This is a genomic window from Accumulibacter sp. (assembly GCF_023806625.1).
In the GTDB taxonomy this organism is placed as follows: Bacteria; Pseudomonadota; Gammaproteobacteria; order Burkholderiales; family Rhodocyclaceae; genus Accumulibacter.
This window is the reverse complement of record NZ_JAMTDX010000043.1, coordinates 1-19,217: the sequence shown is the minus strand read 5'-3', so window position 1 is coordinate 19,217 and position 19,217 is coordinate 1. Positions and strand designations below refer to the sequence as shown.

Annotated in this window: 18 protein-coding genes and 1 pseudogene; 5 read left to right on the top strand and 14 right to left on the bottom strand. The window is 66.2% G+C overall.

The window, feature by feature from the left end; genetic code table 11:
- The first annotated feature begins 39 nt into the window (after positions 1 to 39).
- Positions 40 to 591 (top strand): phasin family protein, encoded by a 552-nt coding sequence (locus NFW05_RS07710; protein ID WP_295304570.1) that lies wholly within the window; start codon positions 40 to 42, stop codon positions 589 to 591.
- A 230-nt stretch (positions 592 to 821) separates the two neighbouring features.
- Positions 822 to 1,370, top strand: coding sequence for a phasin family protein (locus NFW05_RS07705; RefSeq protein WP_295304567.1), 549 nt, complete (start codon positions 822 to 824; stop codon positions 1,368 to 1,370).
- A gap of 162 nt (positions 1,371 to 1,532) precedes the next feature.
- Here the strand turns inward: NFW05_RS07705 and NFW05_RS07700 are convergent, their stop codons facing one another.
- From NFW05_RS07700 to NFW05_RS07640, 13 genes are all read right to left on the bottom strand, one after another.
- Positions 1,533 to 2,288 (bottom strand): molybdopterin-binding protein, encoded by a 756-nt coding sequence (locus NFW05_RS07700; protein WP_295304563.1) that lies wholly within the window; start codon positions 2,286 to 2,288, stop codon positions 1,533 to 1,535.
- A gap of 103 nt (positions 2,289 to 2,391) precedes the next feature.
- Positions 2,392 to 6,315, bottom strand: coding sequence for an ATP-dependent RNA helicase HrpA (gene hrpA / locus NFW05_RS07695; RefSeq protein WP_295304560.1), 3,924 nt, complete (start codon positions 6,313 to 6,315; stop codon positions 2,392 to 2,394).
- Between the two features lie 8 nt (positions 6,316 to 6,323).
- Positions 6,324 to 7,667, bottom strand: coding sequence for a fused MFS/spermidine synthase (locus NFW05_RS07690; RefSeq protein ID WP_295304557.1), 1,344 nt, complete (start codon positions 7,665 to 7,667; stop codon positions 6,324 to 6,326).
- A 54-nt stretch (positions 7,668 to 7,721) separates the two neighbouring features.
- Positions 7,722 to 8,267, bottom strand: coding sequence for a dTDP-4-dehydrorhamnose 3,5-epimerase (gene rfbC / locus NFW05_RS07685; protein ID WP_295304555.1), 546 nt, complete (start codon positions 8,265 to 8,267; stop codon positions 7,722 to 7,724).
- Positions 8,268 to 8,271: 4 nt separating this feature from the next.
- Positions 8,272 to 9,162 carry a glucose-1-phosphate thymidylyltransferase RfbA gene (gene rfbA / locus NFW05_RS07680; protein ID WP_295304552.1) on the bottom strand — a complete coding sequence of 297 codons (891 nt, stop codon included), beginning with the start codon at positions 9,160 to 9,162 and terminating at the stop codon, positions 8,272 to 8,274.
- Between the two features lie 221 nt (positions 9,163 to 9,383).
- Positions 9,384 to 9,641, bottom strand: a complete 258-nt coding sequence (locus tag NFW05_RS07675; protein ID WP_295304549.1) for a hypothetical protein — start codon at positions 9,639 to 9,641, stop codon at positions 9,384 to 9,386.
- 7 nt (positions 9,642 to 9,648) lie between these two features.
- Positions 9,649 to 11,754: a methionine--tRNA ligase gene (metG, locus tag NFW05_RS07670; protein ID WP_295304546.1), complete on the bottom strand. Its 2,106-nt coding sequence runs from the start codon at positions 11,752 to 11,754 to the stop codon at positions 9,649 to 9,651.
- A gap of 98 nt (positions 11,755 to 11,852) precedes the next feature.
- The gene (nudB, locus tag NFW05_RS07665) at positions 11,853 to 12,302 is read right to left on the bottom strand and encodes a dihydroneopterin triphosphate diphosphatase (RefSeq protein WP_295304544.1); all 450 of its coding nucleotides are present in this window, start codon (positions 12,300 to 12,302) and stop codon (positions 11,853 to 11,855) included.
- A complete protein-coding gene (locus NFW05_RS07660; RefSeq protein WP_295304542.1) occupies positions 12,299 to 12,742 on the bottom strand; it encodes a barstar family protein in 444 nt (147 codons plus the stop codon). The genes nudB and NFW05_RS07660 overlap by 4 nt, the downstream gene beginning before the upstream one ends.
- A complete protein-coding gene (locus NFW05_RS07655; protein WP_295304539.1) occupies positions 12,739 to 13,173 on the bottom strand; it encodes a ribonuclease domain-containing protein in 435 nt (144 codons plus the stop codon). Before NFW05_RS07655 ends, NFW05_RS07660 begins: the two co-directional genes overlap by 4 nt.
- Positions 13,174 to 13,234: 61 nt before the next feature.
- Positions 13,235 to 15,037, bottom strand: coding sequence for an aspartate--tRNA ligase (gene aspS / locus NFW05_RS07650; protein WP_295304536.1), 1,803 nt, complete (start codon positions 15,035 to 15,037; stop codon positions 13,235 to 13,237).
- A 24-nt stretch (positions 15,038 to 15,061) separates the two neighbouring features.
- Positions 15,062 to 15,697, bottom strand: coding sequence for a DUF502 domain-containing protein (locus tag NFW05_RS07645; protein WP_295304827.1), 636 nt, complete (start codon positions 15,695 to 15,697; stop codon positions 15,062 to 15,064).
- Entirely contained in the window at positions 15,697 to 16,014 is a 318-nt protein-coding gene (locus NFW05_RS07640; RefSeq protein ID WP_295304533.1) for an FmdB family zinc ribbon protein, read from the bottom strand. Before NFW05_RS07640 ends, NFW05_RS07645 begins: the two co-directional genes overlap by 1 nt.
- A gap of 187 nt (positions 16,015 to 16,201) precedes the next feature.
- Between NFW05_RS07640 and NFW05_RS07635 the strand changes: the two genes are divergently transcribed.
- Positions 16,202 to 16,447: a hypothetical protein gene (locus NFW05_RS07635; RefSeq protein WP_295304532.1), complete on the top strand. Its 246-nt coding sequence runs from the start codon at positions 16,202 to 16,204 to the stop codon at positions 16,445 to 16,447.
- 132 nt (positions 16,448 to 16,579) lie between these two features.
- Entirely contained in the window at positions 16,580 to 17,215 is a 636-nt protein-coding gene (locus tag NFW05_RS07630; RefSeq protein ID WP_295304530.1) for a DUF1345 domain-containing protein, read from the top strand.
- Between the two features lie 77 nt (positions 17,216 to 17,292).
- On the opposite strand, the gene NFW05_RS07625 is transcribed toward NFW05_RS07630, so the two are convergent.
- Positions 17,293 to 17,973 carry a hypothetical protein gene (locus NFW05_RS07625; protein WP_295304527.1) on the bottom strand — a complete coding sequence of 227 codons (681 nt, stop codon included), beginning with the start codon at positions 17,971 to 17,973 and terminating at the stop codon, positions 17,293 to 17,295.
- A gap of 320 nt (positions 17,974 to 18,293) precedes the next feature.
- Here NFW05_RS07625 and NFW05_RS07620 point away from each other — a divergent pair.
- Positions 18,294 to 19,163 (top strand): annotated as a pseudogene (locus tag NFW05_RS07620) (peroxidase family protein); the annotation flags it as partial.
- Positions 19,164 to 19,217 lie beyond the last annotated feature (54 nt).

Genomic DNA, 19,217 nt, shown 5'->3' with positions numbered 1-19,217 from the left:
TGTTGTGTTGTGCCCGTCCCTTTCTTGAGGAGATTCGCCATGTTCAATACCCCCGAACAGTTTGCCGCAGCCAACAAGGCTTCCGTCGACGCGCTGCTGACTCTCGCCAATACGGCGCTGGCCAGCGCCGAGCGGATCGCGGCGCTCAATCTGAACACCGCCCGCTCGATGCTCGAGGACGGCGTGGCCAATGCCAAGGCGATGCTCGGCGCCAAGGACGCCCAGGAGTTCTTCGCCCTGCAGGCGTCGCTGGCCCAGCCCGGTCTCGAAAAGGCCGTCGCCTACACGCGCAGCGTCTATGAGATCACGGCCCAGTCCAAGGAAGAAATGTCCAAGCTGCTCGAAGCGCAGTTCGCCGAGTTCCAGAAGCAGACTCTGGCGCTGCTCGAAAAGGCCACCAAGAATGCGCCGGCCGGTTCCGAGGTCGCCGTTTCCGCGGTCAAGTCGGCGATCGCTGCGGCTACATCCGCCTTCGACAGCATGAACAAGGCCGCCCGGCAGGTCGCCGACATCGCCGAGGCGAACGTCGCTGCGGCGACCAACGCGACCGTCAAGGCCGTCGGCGCGACGGCTGCCGCGACCAAGAAGTAGGTTCTGCCGGGTTCTGCCAAGCGGCTGCTGATCCCGTTCGCGAGCAGACTGGAACCAGGAAGCCCCCGGCCTCGGTCGGGGGCGTCTTGGTCAGGTTTCCAGCGAGAATCGGAGCCCGTCAGCACCAGGGACATCGGCCCAGTTGGGCGCGGAGGCAGCGGTCGTCCGCTGTCCTGCGCCTTGGCCTCGTTTCTTCATCCGCATCACCCTAGTATCCACGGAGGAATTCCATGAGCACCATCGATATCGAGAAACTCGCCGAGAGCCAGAAAGCCAACGCCCAGGTCATGATGACGCTGGTCCGCACGGCGTTCCACGGTCTCGAGCAACTGACCGCACTGAACCTGGCTGCCAGCCGCGAGCTGTTCAACACCAGCACGGCCGGTGCCCAGCAGCTGTTGAATGTCAAGGATCCCCAGGATCTGAAGGGCGTTGCCGAGTCGCTGGCGCGTCCGAACGCCGAGAAGCTGCTCGAGTATTCGCGCAACCTCTACGAGCTCGCCGCGAACATGCAGCGCGAGATCACCACGGTGATGGAGGAGCAGTACGACAACCTTCGCCACAGTGCGTCGGGTCTGATCGAAAAGGCGGGCGCCGGGTCACCGATTGCCGGTGACGTGTTCAGCGCGGCGATGAAGCAGATGATGAACGCCTCGACCACGGCTTTCGACAACATCTCGCAGATGGCCAAGCAGATGACCGACATCGTCGACACCAACGTCAAGGCTGCGACCAACGCCACCGCGCAGGCCGCCGCCGCGCTGACGCCGAAGAAGTGATCGGCTCGCCCGACTGGACAGCGAACCCCGGCCGCAGCCGGGGTTTTTTGTCCTTGGGGAGGCGCTTGCCTCCCGCCGGTGCGCCTGCGCAGCCAGCTTGGTCGCTCCGGTCCGGTCCCGATCTCCCCGCCCGGCGACGGGCTCTGCAGTCCGGCCTGGCCGTCAGGTCCGCCAGCGCCAGGCGATGCCCCGGCGTTCGACCTCTTCGCGCATCATCGACATCGCCTGGTCGACGAGATCCGGTTCTCCCTCGACGCCGAGTTCGAGATGGCGTCTCTGCCCGTCGTCGGACATCGACGGCAGGCTGAACAGGCGCAGCGTCGGGAAGTCGGCGACGATCGTCTCCATCAGGTCGAGCAGGGCGCTCTCGTAGGAATTGGCGCCGCTGAGCAGCAAGGCCCGTTCGACCGACGCCCGTCGGTGAAATAGCGGAGCGTAGAAGGTGTCCAGCACCCACTCGGCCATCGGATGCGCCATCTGCGGAAATCCCGGCAGGAAGTGGTGATCGCGGATGCGAAAGCCCGGGATGCGGTTGAACGGGTTGGGGATGATCTGAACACCCCTCGGGAAGGTGCCGAGGAGCAGGCGCACCTCGCTCGTCTCGGCGCCGAAGCGCGCACGGATTTCGCGCTCGGCGTCGGGGTGCAGGACGAGATCGACGTCGAGCGCTTCGGCCGCCGCCTGGCGGGTATGGTCGTCGGGCGTATTGCCGATTCCGCCGAAGCTGAACACGACGTCGCCGGCAGCCAGAGTTCGCCGCAAGGTCGATGCGATTCGCGGTCGCTCGTCGCCGAGGTACTCGACCCACGAAAGGCGCAATCCGCGTTCGGCGAGCAGCCCGGCCAGCTTCGCAAAATGCCTGTCGACACGCTTCCCCGAGAGGATCTCGTCACCGATGATGATCGCGCCGAAGCTCATCTCGCCTCCAGGAACGCCGTTCGTCCGCTGCTGATTCTACCGCTCGCGCGCTGCGCGTGGATCCAGCGAGCGCGGTCCGGGCGAAGTCGATCAGCGTCGCTGCTCAGATGGCTTCCCAGATTTTCTGCAGGCGCTTGCTCGACACCGGCACCGGCGTGCGCAACTCCTGGGCAAACAGCTGGACGCGAAGCTCTTCGAGCAGCCAGCGGAACTGCTCGAGCGCCGGTTCGACGACGTTCTGTTTGGCGCGCAGCGTCGCCCGTCGCTCGTAGTTCGACCACAGCGGCAGGAACTCGGCGAGCAGGCGTTCATCGCGCTGTGCGCCGAGGCTGCCGGCGGCCTTGAGACGGTCGAGCCGCGAGGCGACCGCCTGCAGGTAACGCGGGAAGTGCTGGAGGCGCTCGAAGGGCGTATCGACGACGAAGCGCGTGCGGATCAGTCGCCCGAGTTGCTGCTCGACGTCCTGGACCACGCGCGGGAAAGCGCGGAACGCCGGGAGCTTCTTCTGCAGCGCCCGCCAGCTGCCGAGGATCTGTCCGACGAGACGGCAAATCTCCTGGGCCAGCAGCGTCAGCCGCGGCCGCGCATCGTGGCAGCGGGCGCGGAAGCTTGGCTCGTCGTGCGGCCACGGCTCGCGCAGACAGGCGCGGGTCACGGTCAGCTCGATCAATTGGTGCCGCAGTTCGTCGGCCGTCCCGAGGGGCATGAAATCGACAGCCATCTGCAGGAATCCCGGGAGGCTCTTCTCGAGATACCTGGTCTGTTCGCGGAAATGCAGCAGGAACAGGCGCAGCAAGCCCGCAACGTGGACTCTGCGGGCCTCGTCGGCCGAGTCGAAGACCGACAGCGAGACGCCGTCGCCCTGGTCGACGAGCCCCGGATAGCCGACGAGCCGTTGCCCGCCGCCGGCGTCGACTTCCATCAGCTCGGGCAACTCGCCGAAGCTCCAGTCGGTCATCCGCGAAAATGCACGCGGCGCTTCGTGGAGTCCGGAGAATTCCTGCTTTGCCTCGCGGCCCCACTCGGCGCGGAGTTCATTGAGCCGCCGGCTCATCGCCAGCTGCCGGCCTTTGTCGTCGACCAGGCGGAAGTTGAGGAACAGGTGTGCCGCCAGCGCGTCGGGCCGGAAGGCGTCGGGAGTGATCTCCCAGCCACGCGCGTTGAGCCCGCGGGTTTCGAGAATGAAGCCGATCAGTGAGGCGACCAGCGCCTTGTCCGACGGCGCCACGCGGGCGACGAAGTCGTCGGCGAAGTCGGGAACGGGGACCAGCTTGGAGCGGATTCTTTGCGGCAGTGTGCGCACGAGCTGGACGACCTTTTCGCGGAGCAGGCCGGGGACCAGCCACTCGCAGCGCGCAGCAGGGATCTGGTTGAGCTGGGCGAGTGGAATCGTCATCGTCACGCCGTCGCGCGGACTGCCCGGCTCGAAGTGATAGGCCAGCTCGTAATCGGCTCCCCCCAGGCGCAGCCGCGGCGGGAAGGCTTCGCTCGTCACGCCGGCCGCCTGATGGCGCATCAGATCCTCGCGCTGCAGATAGAGCAGCCGCGGGTTGTCGCGTTCGGCTTCGCGCCGCCAGCTGTCGAACGCCGTGCCGCTGCTGATCGCTTCGGGAATCAACCGGTCGTAGAAGGCAAAAATCAGCTCGTCGTCGACCAGGACGTCGGGCCGGCGCGACTTGTGTTCGAGAGTCTCGATGTCCACGATCAGCTGCTGGTTGTGTCTGAAGAAATCCCAGCGCCGGGCGAACTCGTCGCTGACCTCGCCACCGACGAGCGCCTGGCGGATGAAGATCTCGCGCGCCGCCGCCGGATTCAGCTCGGCAAAGCTGACCCGGCGGCGCGGGTCGATGATCAACCCGTACAGCGTGATCCGTTCGAAGGCGACTGCCTGCATCGCGCGCTTCTCCCAGTGCGGGTCGAAACTGCTGCGCTTGAGCAGATGTGCGCCGGCCTGCTCGATCCAATCGACCTCGACGCGGGCGATGCAGCGCGCGAAGAGCCGGGTCGTTTCGCTGATTTCTGCGGCGACGATCCACTTGCCGGACTTCCTGACCAGCGGTGAACCCGGATGAATCAGGAACCTGATCCCGCGCGCGCCGAGATAGTGTCCCGATTCTTCGGATTTGCAGCCGACGTTGCCGAGCAGACCGCTGAGCAGCGCGCGATGGATCGCCTCGTGACTGGCTGGCAGGTCGTTCTCTCGCCACCCGTGCTCGACGGCGAGTGTCCGGAGCTGGCCGTGGATGTCGCGCCACTCGCGCATGCGTACTGGCGAGAGGAAGTTTTCCCGGCAGCATTCGGCGAGCTTCCGGCGGGATCGGCCGTTCTCGATCTCCGCCTGGTACCAGTCCCAGAGCTTCACCCAGCCGACGAACTCGGATCGCTCGTCGAGGAAGCGGCGATGCGCTGCATCGGCCGTTCCCTGTCGCTCCTGAGGTCGCTCGCGCGGATCCTGGACGGCCAGCGCCGCGGTGATCACCAGTACCTCGCGCAGGCAGCCCGCGTCGCGCGCAGCGACGATCATTCGTCCGAGCCGCGGATCGAGCGGCATCCGCGCGAGTTCCTGGCCAAGGGGCGTCAGAGCGTGTTCGCGGTCGATTGCGCCAAGTTCGAGCAGTGCCTGATAGGCGTCGCTGATCGCCCGTTGCGGCGGAGCTTCGATGAACGGAAAGTCTTCGACCGCTCCGAGGTTGAGCGTCTTCATGCGCAGAATCACTCCGGCGAGCGACGAGCGCAGGATCTCGGGGTCGGGATAGGCAGGTCGCAGGGCGAGGTCCTGTTCCTCGTAGAGTCGGATGCACACTCCGGCGGCAACCCGACCACAGCGTCCAGCCCGCTGGCTCGCCGACGCCTGGGCGATCTTCTCGACCTGCAGCTGTTCGACCTTGTTGCGGTACGAGTAGCGCTTGACCCGCGCGAGACCCGAATCGACGACGTAGCGGATCCCCGGGACGGTCAGCGAGGTTTCGGCGACGTTGGTGGCGAGGACGATCCGTCGTCCGAGGTGCGGGCGGAAGACCCGGTTCTGTTCCTCGGTCGAGAGGCGTGAATACAGCGGCAGGATTTCGGTGTGCGGCGGGTGGTGCTGGCGCAGAGCATTGGCGGCTTCGCGGATCTCGCGCTCGCCGGGGAGGAAGACGAGGACGTCGCCCGGTCCGACCGCGTGCAGCTCGTCGCAGGCGTCGGTGATCGCCTCGTAGAGGTCGCGCTCGTCGTCGGCAGCGTCGTCGCCGAGACGGCCAAGCGGACGGTAGCGAATCTCGACGGGGTGGAGTCGCCCGGAGACCTCGATCACCGGTGCACCCGAGAAGTGTCGGGAAAAGCGGTCGGCGTCGATCGTCGCCGAGGTGATGATCAGCTTCAAATCACGCCGCCGTGGCAGCAACTGCCTGAGGTAGCCGAGCAGGAAGTCGATGTTCAGGCTGCGCTCGTGCGCCTCGTCGATGATCAGCGTATCGTACTGCTCGAGCCAGCGGTCGCCCTGCGTTTCGGCGAGCAGTATCCCGTCGGTCATCAGTTTGACGAACGCGCCGGGCGATGTGAGGTCGGTGAACCGGATCTTGTAGCCGACGAGCTCGCCGGGCTCGCTGTGCAGCTCCTGGGCGATCCGCGCTGCCGTTGAACGCGCGGCGATGCGTCTCGGTTGCGTATGGCCGATCAGGCCGCGGGTGCCGCGGGCGAGTTCGAGACAGATCTTGGGCAGCTGCGTCGTCTTGCCCGACCCCGTCTCGCCGCAGACGACCACCACCTGGTGGGCGGCGACCAGCCGGGCGATCTCCTCGCGGCGGCCGCTGATCGGCAGTTCGTCGGCAAACTCCGGCGCCGGCAGACGTGATCGGCGAGCGGCGACGGCCGCGCGCGACTTCTCGACGAGCCTCGCCCGTTCGCCGAGCAGCGCATCGCGTCGCTCACCGAAGGCGTGCCGGAGGTCCCGGGTCAGCGCGCGTAGCCGCCGCTGATCGGCGGCGAGGCAGTCGGCAAACGGTTCGGCGTCGCTGTCCTGGATGGCCGACGATCGGGGTCTCATGTCCGGGCTCAACGCGAACGTGCCAGATCGAGATCAGCCGTATTGCGCTCGTCGACGAAGATGCGTGCCGGCTCCGGTGGAGCGCCGTTGCGGCAGGTGACCACGACGTTCGCCAGGACCTGTCTCTTCTGCAACACCTCGACTGCACATCGTCCATAGACGCTTTCGATCGTCGCCAGCAGGTTGCGCGAATATGGACTGGCCAGTGCGCTGTCGAGGACCAGATTGGCGATCAGCAGACCGTCCGCGTCGAGCACGCGCCGCGTCGCCTGCCAGAACTCGCGGGTCACGAGGTGCGCGGGAATCGAGAACTGTGCACCGTAGACATCGACCACCGCGGCGGCGAAGCGCTGGTCGCTGCGCACGACGAAACGGCGCGCGTCGTCGGCCACAAAATCGCCGCGAGCGCTCTCGCCGAGAAACTGCCTTTCGGCAATCGAACGAATCGCCGGGTCGATGTCCACGTAGGTGTAGTGGTTCGCGAATTCCCGGTGTGACAGCGTGAAACCGCCGGCGCCGAGGACGAGGATCCGCCGGTCGCGAAAGCGAAGTTCATCGATCAGCAGTCGCCGGATGTGCTCGATGTAGCGAGCGTAGCGGGGTGGCTCGGAGTCGTCGATCAGCGAAGCCAGCGAGTCGTTGTTCTTCAGCGCCCGCCCGTTGATCGACGCGTCGAAGTCGACCGGAACGACCAGGTAGCTCGCGTAGGCGGTCTCGATCTCCGGGCGGAGCCAGGCGTTGGCGCCCAGCGTCAGAAGCAGCGAAGCCGTCGAGGCGAGGATCGCCGGCCACACCATGCGACGCAGCATGAGGTAGCCGGCGACGAGCAGCAGCGCGCACAGGGCGACCGCGGCCGACACGCCGAGCCACTGCATGACCAGCAGCGACAGCGAGAGCGAGCCGAGGAACGAACCCAGAGTCGAGTAATAGAGCGCCCGTCCGCTGGCTTCGCCGGCGCGTCCGTGCTCGAGGAGATTGGTGACGATCGGTACGGTCTGACCGAGCAGCCAGGCTACCGGACAGACGATCGCCCCGACCAGCGTCAGATAGGCGAGCTCGGGCGGTGTCAGCCAGACAAAGAGCCGGTCGATCGCCACGCCTGAAAGCCCGGTTCCGACGAGCAGTGCGGCGAGCAGAAAGTTTCTCGCGACGGCGCCGACGTAGTCGCGCTCGATCCGCGAACCCGAGTGGTAGCCAAGGGCCAGGGCGAGCAGGAAGAAGCCGATCGTCGGCGCGGTGACGACGATCGAACTGCCCATGTGCGGGACGATCTGACGCAGCGCGAGGATCTCGGCGCCAAGCGAGCAGAAGCCTTCGATGAAGACGACGGCGTAGAGCAGCGAGGCCGGCATCAGCGCAGTGCAGCGCGAAGCCTTCCGGCGCGGCGATCGGCGAAGCCCGGCTGATCAGGCAAAGGTTTCGGCTCTCGCCAGTGGGACGCCCTGCCGGTCCTTGGCCGACAGCAGAGGTTCTCCCGAGAGCGGCCAGTCGATCGCCAGGTCGGGGTCATCCCAGGCGATACAGCGCTCGTGCTGCGGAGCCCAGTAGTCGGTCGTCTTGTACAGGAACTCGGCGGTCTCGCTGAGCACGAGGAAGCCGTGGGCAAAACCTTCGGGGATCCACGCCTGCCGCTTGTTGTCCGCGGAAAGGACGACGCCGACCCATTGACCAAAGGTCGTCGACCGCCGGCGGAGGTCGACCGCGACATCGAAGACCTCGCCCAGAACGACGCGGACGAGCTTGCCCTGCGGCTGGCTGATCTGATAGTGCAGGCCGCGCAGCGCACCATGAATCGACCGTGAGTGGTTGTCCTGGACGAAATTGACCGCCCGGCCGGTAGCCTCGGAAAACTGCGCCTGGTTGAAACTCTCGAAGAAGAATCCCCGGTCATCGCCAAAGACTCTCGGCTCGAGGAGAACGACGTCGGGAATGGCCAACGCTGTCGCTTTCATGTCGTCATCCGGCGAAGGGGTGAGTTTCTCTGAGGACGCGCAGCAGGTACTGTCCGTACCCGTTCTTGATCAGCGGCCCGGCGAGGTTTTCGAGCTGCCCGGCGTCGATCCAGCGCTGGCGGAAGGCGATCTCTTCGGGACAGGCGATCTTCAGTCCCTGCCGGTTCTCGACCGTGGCGATGAACTGGCTGGCGTCGAGCAGGGATTCATGCGTTCCGGTGTCGAGCCAGGCGTAGCCGCGTCCCATGACCTCGACCTTGAGTTGGTCCTGTTCGAGGTACCTGCGGTTGAGGTCGGTGATCTCGAGCTCGCCGCGTGCCGAGGGGACCAGGCTCCTCGCCAGACTGACCACCTGCGGGTCGTAGAAGTAAAGGCCGGTCACCGCGTAACTGGACTTCGGCTGCCTGGGCTTTTCCTCGAGCGACAGGACCCGGCCCTGGGCGTCGAACTCGGCGACGCCGTAGCGCTCGGGATCATTGACGTGGTAGGCGAAGACGGTCGCGCCTTCGGCGCGGCTCGTCGCCTTGCGCAGCAACTGCGGAAAGTAGTGACCGTAAAAGATGTTGTCCCCGAGGACCAGCGCCGAATGATCGTCGCCGATGAACGAGTCCCCGATCAGGAAAGCCTGCGCGAGGCCGTCGGGACTCGGCTGGACCGCGTAGTGGAGGCTGATGCCCCAAGCCGATCCGTCGCCGAGCAGTTGCGCGAAGCGTGGCGTGTCCTGCGGAGTCGAGATCACCAGCAACTCGCGGATCCCGGCGAGCATCAGCGTGCTCAGCGGGTAATAGATCATCGGCTTGTCGAAAACTGGCAACAGTTGTTTGCTGATCGCCAGCGTAGCCGGGTGCAATCGCGTTCCCGAGCCGCCGGCGAGAATGAGTCCCTTGCGTTTCATCAGGCGGTCTCCCGATCAGGTGGATGAGCGGACACTCAGGCCGTTGCCCAGGCGGAGCGATGAGCAGCCGTCCTCTTGCCCAGGAGCGAGTGCTGCTTCGGCCAGCACACTGGCCTTGCGTCGGCTCGATCCTGCGGCCAGGCCGATGGTCGCGCGAGTGATCGCTGATCGGGTGTGCCCCAGTGCGCAGCGTAGCGCCGATGACCACGGGCCTGGCCAGGTCATCGACGGTCCGTTCCGGCCGCCGGATTCCGGGTCAGCTCGCCCAGGATTCTGACGACCGCCCAGACGATCAGCGCGATACCGGCGATCACTGCTCCCACCGCAGCTCCGCCACTGCCCGGAAATCCGGCGATGAAGAGCGCCTCGCCGCGGACCAGCCACATCAATCCGCTGGCCAGGACGAGCATGCCCAGTGCGTCGACGAGCGCATAGAGCATCACCTTCGGCGTGACTCGCGGGCGCTTGCGGAGGTCCATTGCCTGCCTACTTGACGCGCATTCCGGGTTGAGCGCCGGCATCTGCCGAGAGCAGGAAGATGCCCGGCTGCCGTCCTTCGGGATCCGAAGCCGCAAGGATCATCCCTTCGGAAAGACCGAACCTCATCTTGCGCGGTGCGAGATTGACGATGACCACAGTGAGACGCCCGACGAGCGCTGCCGGGTCGTACGCGGCCTTGATTCCGGCGAAGACCTGTCGCCGGCCGAGGGGTCCGACGTCGAGCAGCAGCCGGACGAGCTTGTCGGCTCCTTCGACGTGGCTCGCCTCGGCGATCCGCGCGACGCGCAGATCGACGCGCATGAACTCGTCGAGCGCGACGTGTGCGCCGCCCACGGGCGGCCCTTCGGCCTCGACCGCAGATCGGGCCGCCGCCTTTTCCTGATGTTCGGCGTGTCGCTGCGGCGCCGGCGGCGGCGCGGCAGCGAGCGATTGGCGATTGGCTTCGACGAGGGCGTCGACCTGTCGCCGATCGACGCGCGTGAGCATGTGCCGGTATGAACGGATTGCATGGCCGGCGGCGAGTACGGTCGCTCCGTCGTCCCAGGTGAACGGCGCGACGTTGAGGAAGTCCTCTGCCTTCACGGCGAGCGCGGGCAATACCGGCTTGAGCAGGACGGCGAGCAGCCTGAAGAGGTTGACCGCGTTGCTGCAGGCGGTGTGGAGTTCCCTCTCGCTGCCCGGCTGGCGCGCCAGCTCCCAGGGCTTGACGCGGTCCACGTACTGGTTGGCGAGGTCGGCGAGGGCCATGATCTCGCGGATCGCCTTGCCGAACTCGCGGCCTTCGTAGTGCCCGGCGATCACCGCCCGGCGATCGCGGATCGCGTCGACCGCGTGCAGCGACTCGTCGCAGGTGCACAGCCGGCCGGCAAAGTGTCTGACGATGAACCCGGCCGAGCGGCTGGCGATGTTCACGAACTTGCCGACGAGGTCCGAATTGACCCGGGCGATGAAGTCGTCGAGGTTGAGGTCGATGTCCTCCATCGTCGCGGAAAGTTTGGCCGCGTAGTAGTAGCGCAGCCATTCCGGGTCGAGGCCCTGGGCGAGATAGCTTTCGGCGGTGATGAAGGTGCCTCGCGATTTGGACATCTTCGCGCCGTCTACGGTCAGGAAGCCGTGCGCGAAGACCCGGGTCGGCGTCCGATAGCCGGCGTGCTCGAGTTCGGCTGGCCAGAACAGGGCGTGGAAGTAGAGGATGTCCTTGCCGATGAAGTGGTACAGCTCGGTCGACGAGCCGTCCTTCCAGTACTCGTCGAAGTCGAGGCCGGTACGCGAGCAGAGGTTGCGAAAGGATCCCATGTAGCCGATCGGCGCGTCGAGCCAGACGTAGAAATACTTGCCCGGTGCTCCGGGGATCTCGAAACCGAAATACGGCGCATCGCGCGAGATGTCCCAGTCGGTGAGGCGGTCCTCACCCTCTTCGCCGAGCCATTCCTGGAGCTTGTTGGCCGCTTCGGGTTGCAGGCGGTCTTCGCTCTGTGTCCAGCGACGCAGGAACGACTGGCACCGGTGATCGGAAAGACGGAAAAAGTAGTGCTCGGACTGGCGAAGCTCCGGTCTGGCCCCGGAGACCGCCGAATAGGGGTTGCGCAGCTCGCTGGCCGTGTACGCCGAGCCACAGCTCTCGCAGTTGTCGCCGTACTGGTCGTGCGCGCCGCACTTCGGGCACTCGCCCTTGATGAAGCGGTCGGGAAGGAACATCTGCTTGAGCGGGTCGTAATACTGCTCGATGGTCCTCGTTTCGATCAGTCCGGCGGCCGCGAGGCGGGCGAAGATGTCGTTGGCACAGGCGCGGGTTTCCTCCGAATGCGTCGTGTAGTAGTTGTCGAAGCCGACGTGGAAACCCGCGAAGTCGCGCGTGTGCTCGCCGTGGACGCGGTCGATCAGGACCTCGGGCGAGATGCCCTCCTTCTCGGCGCGCAGCATGATCGGTGTGCCGTGGGTGTCGTCGGCGCAGACGTACCAGCACTCGTGGCCGCACATTTTCTGGAAGCGTACCCAGATGTCGGTCTGGATGTACTCGACCAGGTGGCCCAGGTGAATCGCACCGTTGGCATAGGGCAGTGCCGAAGTGACCAGGATCTTGCGTTTCATCGATATCGCGCAACGCGGGAAAAGCGCATTCTAGCAAATCACCGCAGGCTGCCCGCGCGCGAGGCCGCCTTGAACCCTCAGCATCGGCAAGCGCGCGATCAGGGACGTGGCGTGCGCTTGGGAAGCAGCAGAATTGCGTCGCGGTTGCTCCACGAGAAGCAGCGCTCGGCAGCTTCGCGCCACGGTAGCCAGCAGTAGCCGAGATGTTCGCCAGGGGCGACGGTCACCGGCCGGGCCGCCGGCACCTTGAGCGCGAAGACGTGCTCAGTGTTGTGGCGCACTCCCGGCGGATACCGGTCCCGCCACTCGGCGAAGATTTCGTAACGGTTGACGATTCGCCAGTCGCGCAGCGTCTCCCGGCTGGCTTCGATTCCGGTCTCCTCGGCGACCTCGCGCAGCGCCGCATCGACGAGCGACTCGCCCTCCTCGACGCTGCCGGTGACCGATTGCCAGTAGCCGGGGTGAGCCGCACGCTCGAGCAGCAGCACCTGGTGGTCAGGCGTATGGATCAGCACGAGCACCGAGACCGGTCGCTTGTACCGGCTCATGCGCCTGGAAAGCGGGCGAGCAGCGGGTCGATGTCGGCGCTATGCAGCACCCACATCGGAACGTCACGCTCGCGCCACTCGGCGATGGCTTCGGCGAAGACCTCATTGACCATCGCCCACCCGGCCGGGTTGCCGGCGCACAGCCTTTCCGCGTGCACGACGAGCAGCACGTAGCCGGTGGCCGGATGCCATGAGAGGTCGGTCAGACAATCCTTGAGAGCATCCAGGTTGGCGCCGTACCATGCCGGAAAGCGGAGGTCCCGGCCGATTGCGGCGAGCACCGGTTCGACCCCGGTGGCATCATCGAAGCTGACCTCGCAGCAGCTCAGGCCGGCGCCTTCAGCGGCTGCCCGGATGGCCGGACGGCTCGATCCGGCCAGCGAGTAGATCCCCGCCCGTCGGCAATCCTTGAGCAGGGCTGCCAGTCGTTCGCGCTTCATGGCGATTCGCGTATCCGGAGGAAGCTGCGGTAATGGTTGGCGCTGTAGTAATACTCTCCCGAGGTCGCGACATCGCCGGTTCGGCCTTCGCCGGCGACGATTCGCCGCGCTCCGCGGTCGGGACTGCCCGGAGTTTCGACCGTGTACTCGCGGTAGTAGCCCCGCGGGCGGATGGGCAGATGCCGCTCGAAATTGCCGAAAACGCTGCCGTCCTTCCTCGGGTAAGGAAACGGGCCCCCCTGCCGGATCAGCTTGAGCGTGCGCAAGGCTTCGGGGGGGAGATCGGCCAGGGCAACGGTCGGCAGCGATGGCGACTCGCGTGCCTGAGCGGGCGCAACCAGCCCGGGCACGCCGACCAGCGTCGCCAGCAGGAGCAGCCGGACGAGTGCCCGGACCCGGTCGATCGCCGCGTTCAGGCGCTGCCAGCTCATCGCTGCGCGGCGGCGTCTACCGCGCCGCCCCCGTGGCGGAGCACGACGGCATGGCACACGTTCAGGTCCTGCCCAGCTCGATCTGCGTGTCGACCCTGTGGCGCAGGCGGATGTGCAGTTCGCGGAGCTGCCTTTCGCTGACCTCGCTCGGCGCATCGGTGAGCAGGCATTGCGCGCGCTGCGTCTTCGGAAATGCGATGACGTCGCGGATCGACTCGGCGCTGGCCATCATCGCGACGATCCGGTCGAGCCCGAAGGCCAGACCGCCGTGCGGCGGCGCACCGTACTTCAGCGCTTCGAGCAGGAAGCCGAACTTCGCCTGCGCTTCGTGCTCGCTGATCCCCAGGGCCCTGAACACCCGCTCCTGGACGGCCGCCCGGTGAATCCTCACCGACCCGCCGCCGAGCTCGGAGCCGTTCAGCGCCAGGTCGTAGGCCTTGGCCAGGCAGCTGGCCGGGTCGCTCTCGAGCAGCTCGAGATGCTCGTCCCGGGGGCTGGTGAATGGGTGATGGCAGGCGGTCCAGCGCTTCTCCTGTTCGTCGTACTCGAACATCGGAAAATCGACCACCCATACCGGCTCCCAGTCGTTCCCGTTGACGAAGCCCTTCTCGTGCCCGATACGGACGCGCAGCGCGCCGAGCGAGTCGTCGACCACCTTGCGCCGGTCGGCGCCGAAGAAAATCAGGTCGCCCGAAGTTGCGCCGGTCCGCTCGACGATCGCACGCAACGCCGCGCCATGGAGGTTCTTGACGATCGGCGACTGCAGGCCGCTCTCGTTGAGCTGGCTGACATCGTTGACCTTGATGTAGGCGAGGCCCCTGGCACCGTAAATGCCGACGAACTGAGTGTAGGCGTCGATCTCGCTGCGCGTCAGGCGCGCGCCGCCGGGAATGCGCAGCGCGGCGACCCGGCCCCCTTCGCTGTTGGCTACCGTCGAGAAGACCTTGAACGAAACGTCGCGGAGCACGTCGGTGACCTCGGCGAGTTCGAGCGTCACGCGCAGGTCGGGCTTGTCTGACCCGTAGCGCTCCATCGCCTCGCGGTAACTCAGCCGCGGGAACGGGTTGGGCAGTTCGACGGCAATCGCTTCACGGAACACCGCCCGGATCAGTTCCTCCATCTGCCCGATGATCTCGCCCTCGTCCATGAACGAGGTTTCGATATCCACCTGGGTGAACTCCGGCTGACGATCCGCGCGCGAGTCCTCGTCGCGGAAGCAGCGGGTGATCTGGTAGTAACGGTCGAACCCGGAAACCATCAGCAGCTGCTTGAACAGCTGGGGTGACTGCGGCAGCGCAAAGAACTGCCCCGGGTGGATGCGCGAGGGAACCAGATAGTCGCGCGCACCTTCGGGGGTGCTCTTGGTGAGCATCGGTGTTTCGATGTCGATGAACCCCGCCTCGTCGAGGAAGCGGCGGAAAGCGCGGGTCGCGCGGTAACGCAGCAGCAGGTTCTTCTGCATCTGCGGGCGGCGCAGGTCGATCACCCGGTGGGTCAGACGGATGTTCTCCGAGAGATTGTCGTCGTCGAGCTGGAACGGTGGGGTGAGTGACGGATTGAGAACCTCGATCTCCTGACACAGCACCTCGACCTCGCCGCTGGCGAGATGCGGGTTGACGGTTCCCTCGGGCCGTGCGCGCACCTTGCCGCTGACCCGGAGGCAGAACTCGTTGCGCACCGACTCGGCGGTCCTGAACATCTCCGGGCGATCCGGATCGCAGACGATCTGGGCCAGCCCTTCGCGGTCGCGCAGGTCGACGAAGATCACTCCGCCGTGGTCGCGGCGGCGGTGGGCCCAGCCGCAGAGGACGACCTGCCGGCCGATCAGCCGCGAGTCGAGTTGTCCGCAATAGTGAGTGCGCATGTTCTTTCCCGAATGACCCTGAGCTCAGTTGCCCGGCAGATTCCCGGCCGCATCGGCCGTGGCCGGCCGCGGAGGTGGTGGAGCGACGACGCCCATGGAGATCACGTACTTGAGGGCCGTATCGACGCTCATGTCCAGTTCGATGACCTCGTTGCGCGGCATCATCAGGAAGAAGCCCGAGGTCGGGTTGGGCGTCGTCGGCACATAGACGCTGACGTAATCGCCGTGCAGGTGACGGAGTACGTCGCCGCCCGGTCGGCCGGTCAGGAAGGCGAGCGTCCACGAACCGCGGCGCGGGTACTCGATGAGCAGTGCCTTGCGGAACGCGTGTCCCGACGACGAGAAGAGCGTGTCCGAGACCTGCTTGACACTGTTGTAGATCGAATTGACCACCGGGATTCGCGCCAGCAGCCGTTCCCACCAGACGACCAGGCGCTGGCCGATGAAATTCGCCGCCAGCAGCCCGGTCAGGAAAACGATCAGCAGCGTCAGGATCGCTCCCGAACCCGGGATGTCGAAGCCAAGAACGTGGCGCGGATGCACGGCTTCCGGAATCAGGCGCAGCGACTGGTCCATCGTGCCGACGATCAGCGTCAGCACCCAGACGGTGATCGCCAGGGGAACCCAGATCAGCAGGCCGGTGATGAAGTAGCGCTTGATCAGCTGTCGGCGCACGCGTTCGCTCCGCCGGGAGCTTCGCTCTTGGCGGCCGGCGGGGAAGTCGCCGGCTTGTCGGCTGCCGGGGGGTTATCGGCTGCCGTCGGTTTGTCGTCGGCAACCTTCGCCTTCCGTCCACCATCACGGAAATCGGTGGCGTACCAGCCGGTGCCCTTGAGCTGGAAGCCTGCCGCCGTCACCTGCTTGCGGTACGACGGCTGAGCGCATTCCGGACAGACCTCCAACGGTGGGTCGTCGATCTTCTGCAGATGATCCTTCTCGAAACCGCAGGACGTGCAGCGATAGGCGTAGATCGGCATGGGCAACCCTTCGCAGGCATGGAACGGCTGCGATTATACCCGAAGCACCTGGTCCTCCGGCCGCGCCGCGAACGCCTCCGCGCGGGCAGCAGCCCTCACGCGGCCGCCAAGGCCCGCCACGCTGACCAGGCCGCAGCTTGTGCGAAAGTTCCTCGGTCGATCGTCGGGGTGCCTTTAGAATCGCGCCATGTCCAGCCCGATTTCTCCCGCGACCCCCGAACTCAATCGCCTTCGCGCAGCCGCCGCGCTGATCCCGATCATCGAGATCGGACTGAGTGATGCGAAGCTGTCGGTCGAACGAGCGACGATGATGGCCTCCTTCTGCGAGTGGAGCGCGTCGGCCATCCCGAGCGACCCCGAGGCGGTGCGGCTCGCCGAGGCCGTGACGCGTGGGCTGAAGCGGGTCAGGGAAACGCTGTCCGCGCTGGCCTGACGTGTCGGTCGCTGACGCGGTTCACCTGACCGGCGTCCGGCCGCCTTGTCGGACTCGCCACTGAGAGAGTATAGTGCGCCGGTGAGTGCATCGAGCCCCGCCCAGTCCCCGTTTGCCAGGATATGGCGCCAGGTGCGCGTGCGCCCGCGGCTGGTCGCCTCGATCATCACCGGACTGCTCATCGAAGTGATCCTTCCCTCGACCTGGACGCAGTCGACGCGCGCGCTGGTCACCTGGGATGTCGGCGCCGGTCTCTATCTCGTTCTCGGCTGGACGATGATGATGCGCGCTTCGGTCGAGCACATGCGCTGGCGGGCGCGGATCCAGGACGACGGCGCGGCAGTGGTGCTCTGTCTGTCGGTGGCTGCAGCGCTGGCGAGCCTGGCGGCGATCGTCATCGAACTCTCGGACCTGCAGAGCCTCGCGACGACCCGGCAGATCCTGCGCCTCGCTCTCGTTGCCGTGACCATCGTCGTTTCCTGGCTGCTCGTGCATACGGCCTTCGCGCTGCACTACGCGCACGTCCACTACGTCGCGGTCGGTCGGGAAGGCAGGCCGCCGCTCGATTTCCCGGGCCAGGACACGCCGGTCTATCCCGACTTCCTGTACTTCGCGATCGTCGTCGGAATGACCTCGCAGACTGCCGACGTGGCCATCGTCAGCACGCAGATGCGCCGTCTGGCCATGGTTCAGGGGATGACCGCGTTTGCCTTCAACATGACGCTGCTCGCCCTGACGGTCAACGTCGCCGCGAGTCTGCTCGGCTGACCGTCGGCGACGGCAGACTTTCCGCCCGCCCGCTGCGCGTGCGGGCAGTTCGACTGACCGGCCGTGCGGCAGGAGCGCTATCGACACTCTGTCGGCGGCGCGCCCGACGCCGTGCCGCGACGTTCGATCCTCAGCCAGATCTGCGCGTCATGGGGGACGAGCCGCCTCCCGCTCCCCGGCTTCGCCAGCGTACCGTTTGCCGGGCCGACGAGAACCTTCTCGACGGACACGGCGACCGGGAGGTAGGGGGTGTCGCAGAACGGCGCCGCCAGTCGTGAAAGGAGCTTCTCCTCCGAGAGGATCGCCGCAGCGAGTCCGTTCAGATCCCCGTGGCGGACCTTTCCCCGACGCGAGTCCCACGAGCGATGGTCGAGCGCCCGCTCGGCAAGGTAACCCGAAATCCACGGAAAATCGATCGCCCGGCCAAGCGACAGACGGGTCAGCGGCGCCGCCTGCGGGCGCCGACGCAGCCAGTCGGCGATCACCCGGTTGTAGGCCGGTTCATCGACCGGACAGCGTTCGAAGGCGTCGCTGTGCCGGCGGAATACGGCTGTCGTCTCCGCCAGCCACTCCTCGACCGACGGCGTGCAGGCGAATCCCGCCGAACAGATCATCAGCGAGACGCCGGCGATCCATTGCCGCGGGCCCGCCGCGTCCATCACACGCGCAGTTCCGGGAGGCGTGCCGGATCCGCCGAGCAGCGCACCTGGCGCGCGCAGAAGCAGGTCGAGCGGTCGATGATCGCCTTCACGCTTCACTTCACCTCGAGCTCGAAACAGAGCCAGCGACAGCGAGAGATCTTCCCGGCGCTCCGTCGCCGTCGATCCCGGCGCCGAGTCTCGGGGCGGCCGCGATCCTGCGGCAAGATAGCCGAAGAGCCGGCGACTGGCAAGCCGTGCTTTGCCGTCCGAGGACCCGGTTCCGGCCGGACAGGCGCCGGAGAATCATCCGCGCGCCGTGCAGCAGGATTGCGCGAGTGAATTCGGCTATGGCCTCGATGAACAGAAACAATTGGCCCGACGCGGGTTGGCAGACTAGATTGTTTACAGGTAATCACCCTGAACGAAAGGAGCGAACGATGTCATCCGAAGCGAAATGCCCATTCGCCGCGCTGCACGGTGCGCGGACAACGGCGGGCGTGCAGTCGAATCGGGACTGGTGGCCGAAGCGGCTGAACCTCAAGATCCTCAGCCAGCATTCGGAGAAGGTCAGTCCGATGGGCGGGCAGTTCAACTACGCCGAAGAGTTCAGGAGGCTCGACCTCTCCGCGCTCAAGAACGACCTCTACGCGCTGATGACCGACTCGCAGGACTGGTGGCCTGCCGACTGGGGGCACTACGGCGGCCTGTTCATCCGCATGGCCTGGCACAGCGCCGGCACTTACCGCATTGCCGACGGGCGAGGCGGCGCCGGCACCGGAAACCAGCGCTTCGCACCGATCAACAGCTGGCCGGACAACGGCAACCTCGACAAGGCTCGCCGCTTGCTCTGGCCGATCAAGAAGAAGTACGGCCGGCGAATCTCCTGGGCCGACCTGATGATCCTCGCCGGTAACTGTGCGCTGGAATCGATGGGCTTCAGGACGTTCGGCTTCGCCGGCGGACGCGAAGACATCTGGGAACCCGAGGAAGACATCTACTGGGGCTCCGAAGGCGAATGGCTCGGCGACCGGCGTTACCGTGGCGACCGCGAACTCGAGGATCCCCTCGCTGCGGTGCAGATGGGACTGATCTACGTCAATCCGGAGGGGCCCAACGGCAATCCCGACCCGGTCGCCTCGGGCCGCGACGTTCGCGAAACCTTCGCCCGGATGGCGATGAACGACGAAGAGACGGTCGCGCTGGTCGCCGGTGGCCACACCTTCGGCAAGGCCCACGGTGCGGGCGATCCCGGGCTGGTCGGCCCCGAACCCGAAGCAGCCCCGCTCGAAGAGATGGGTCTTGGCTGGACATGATTAGCCACAATGTTCAGCAAACCTGATCACGCGCTCTGGCCGAGGTCC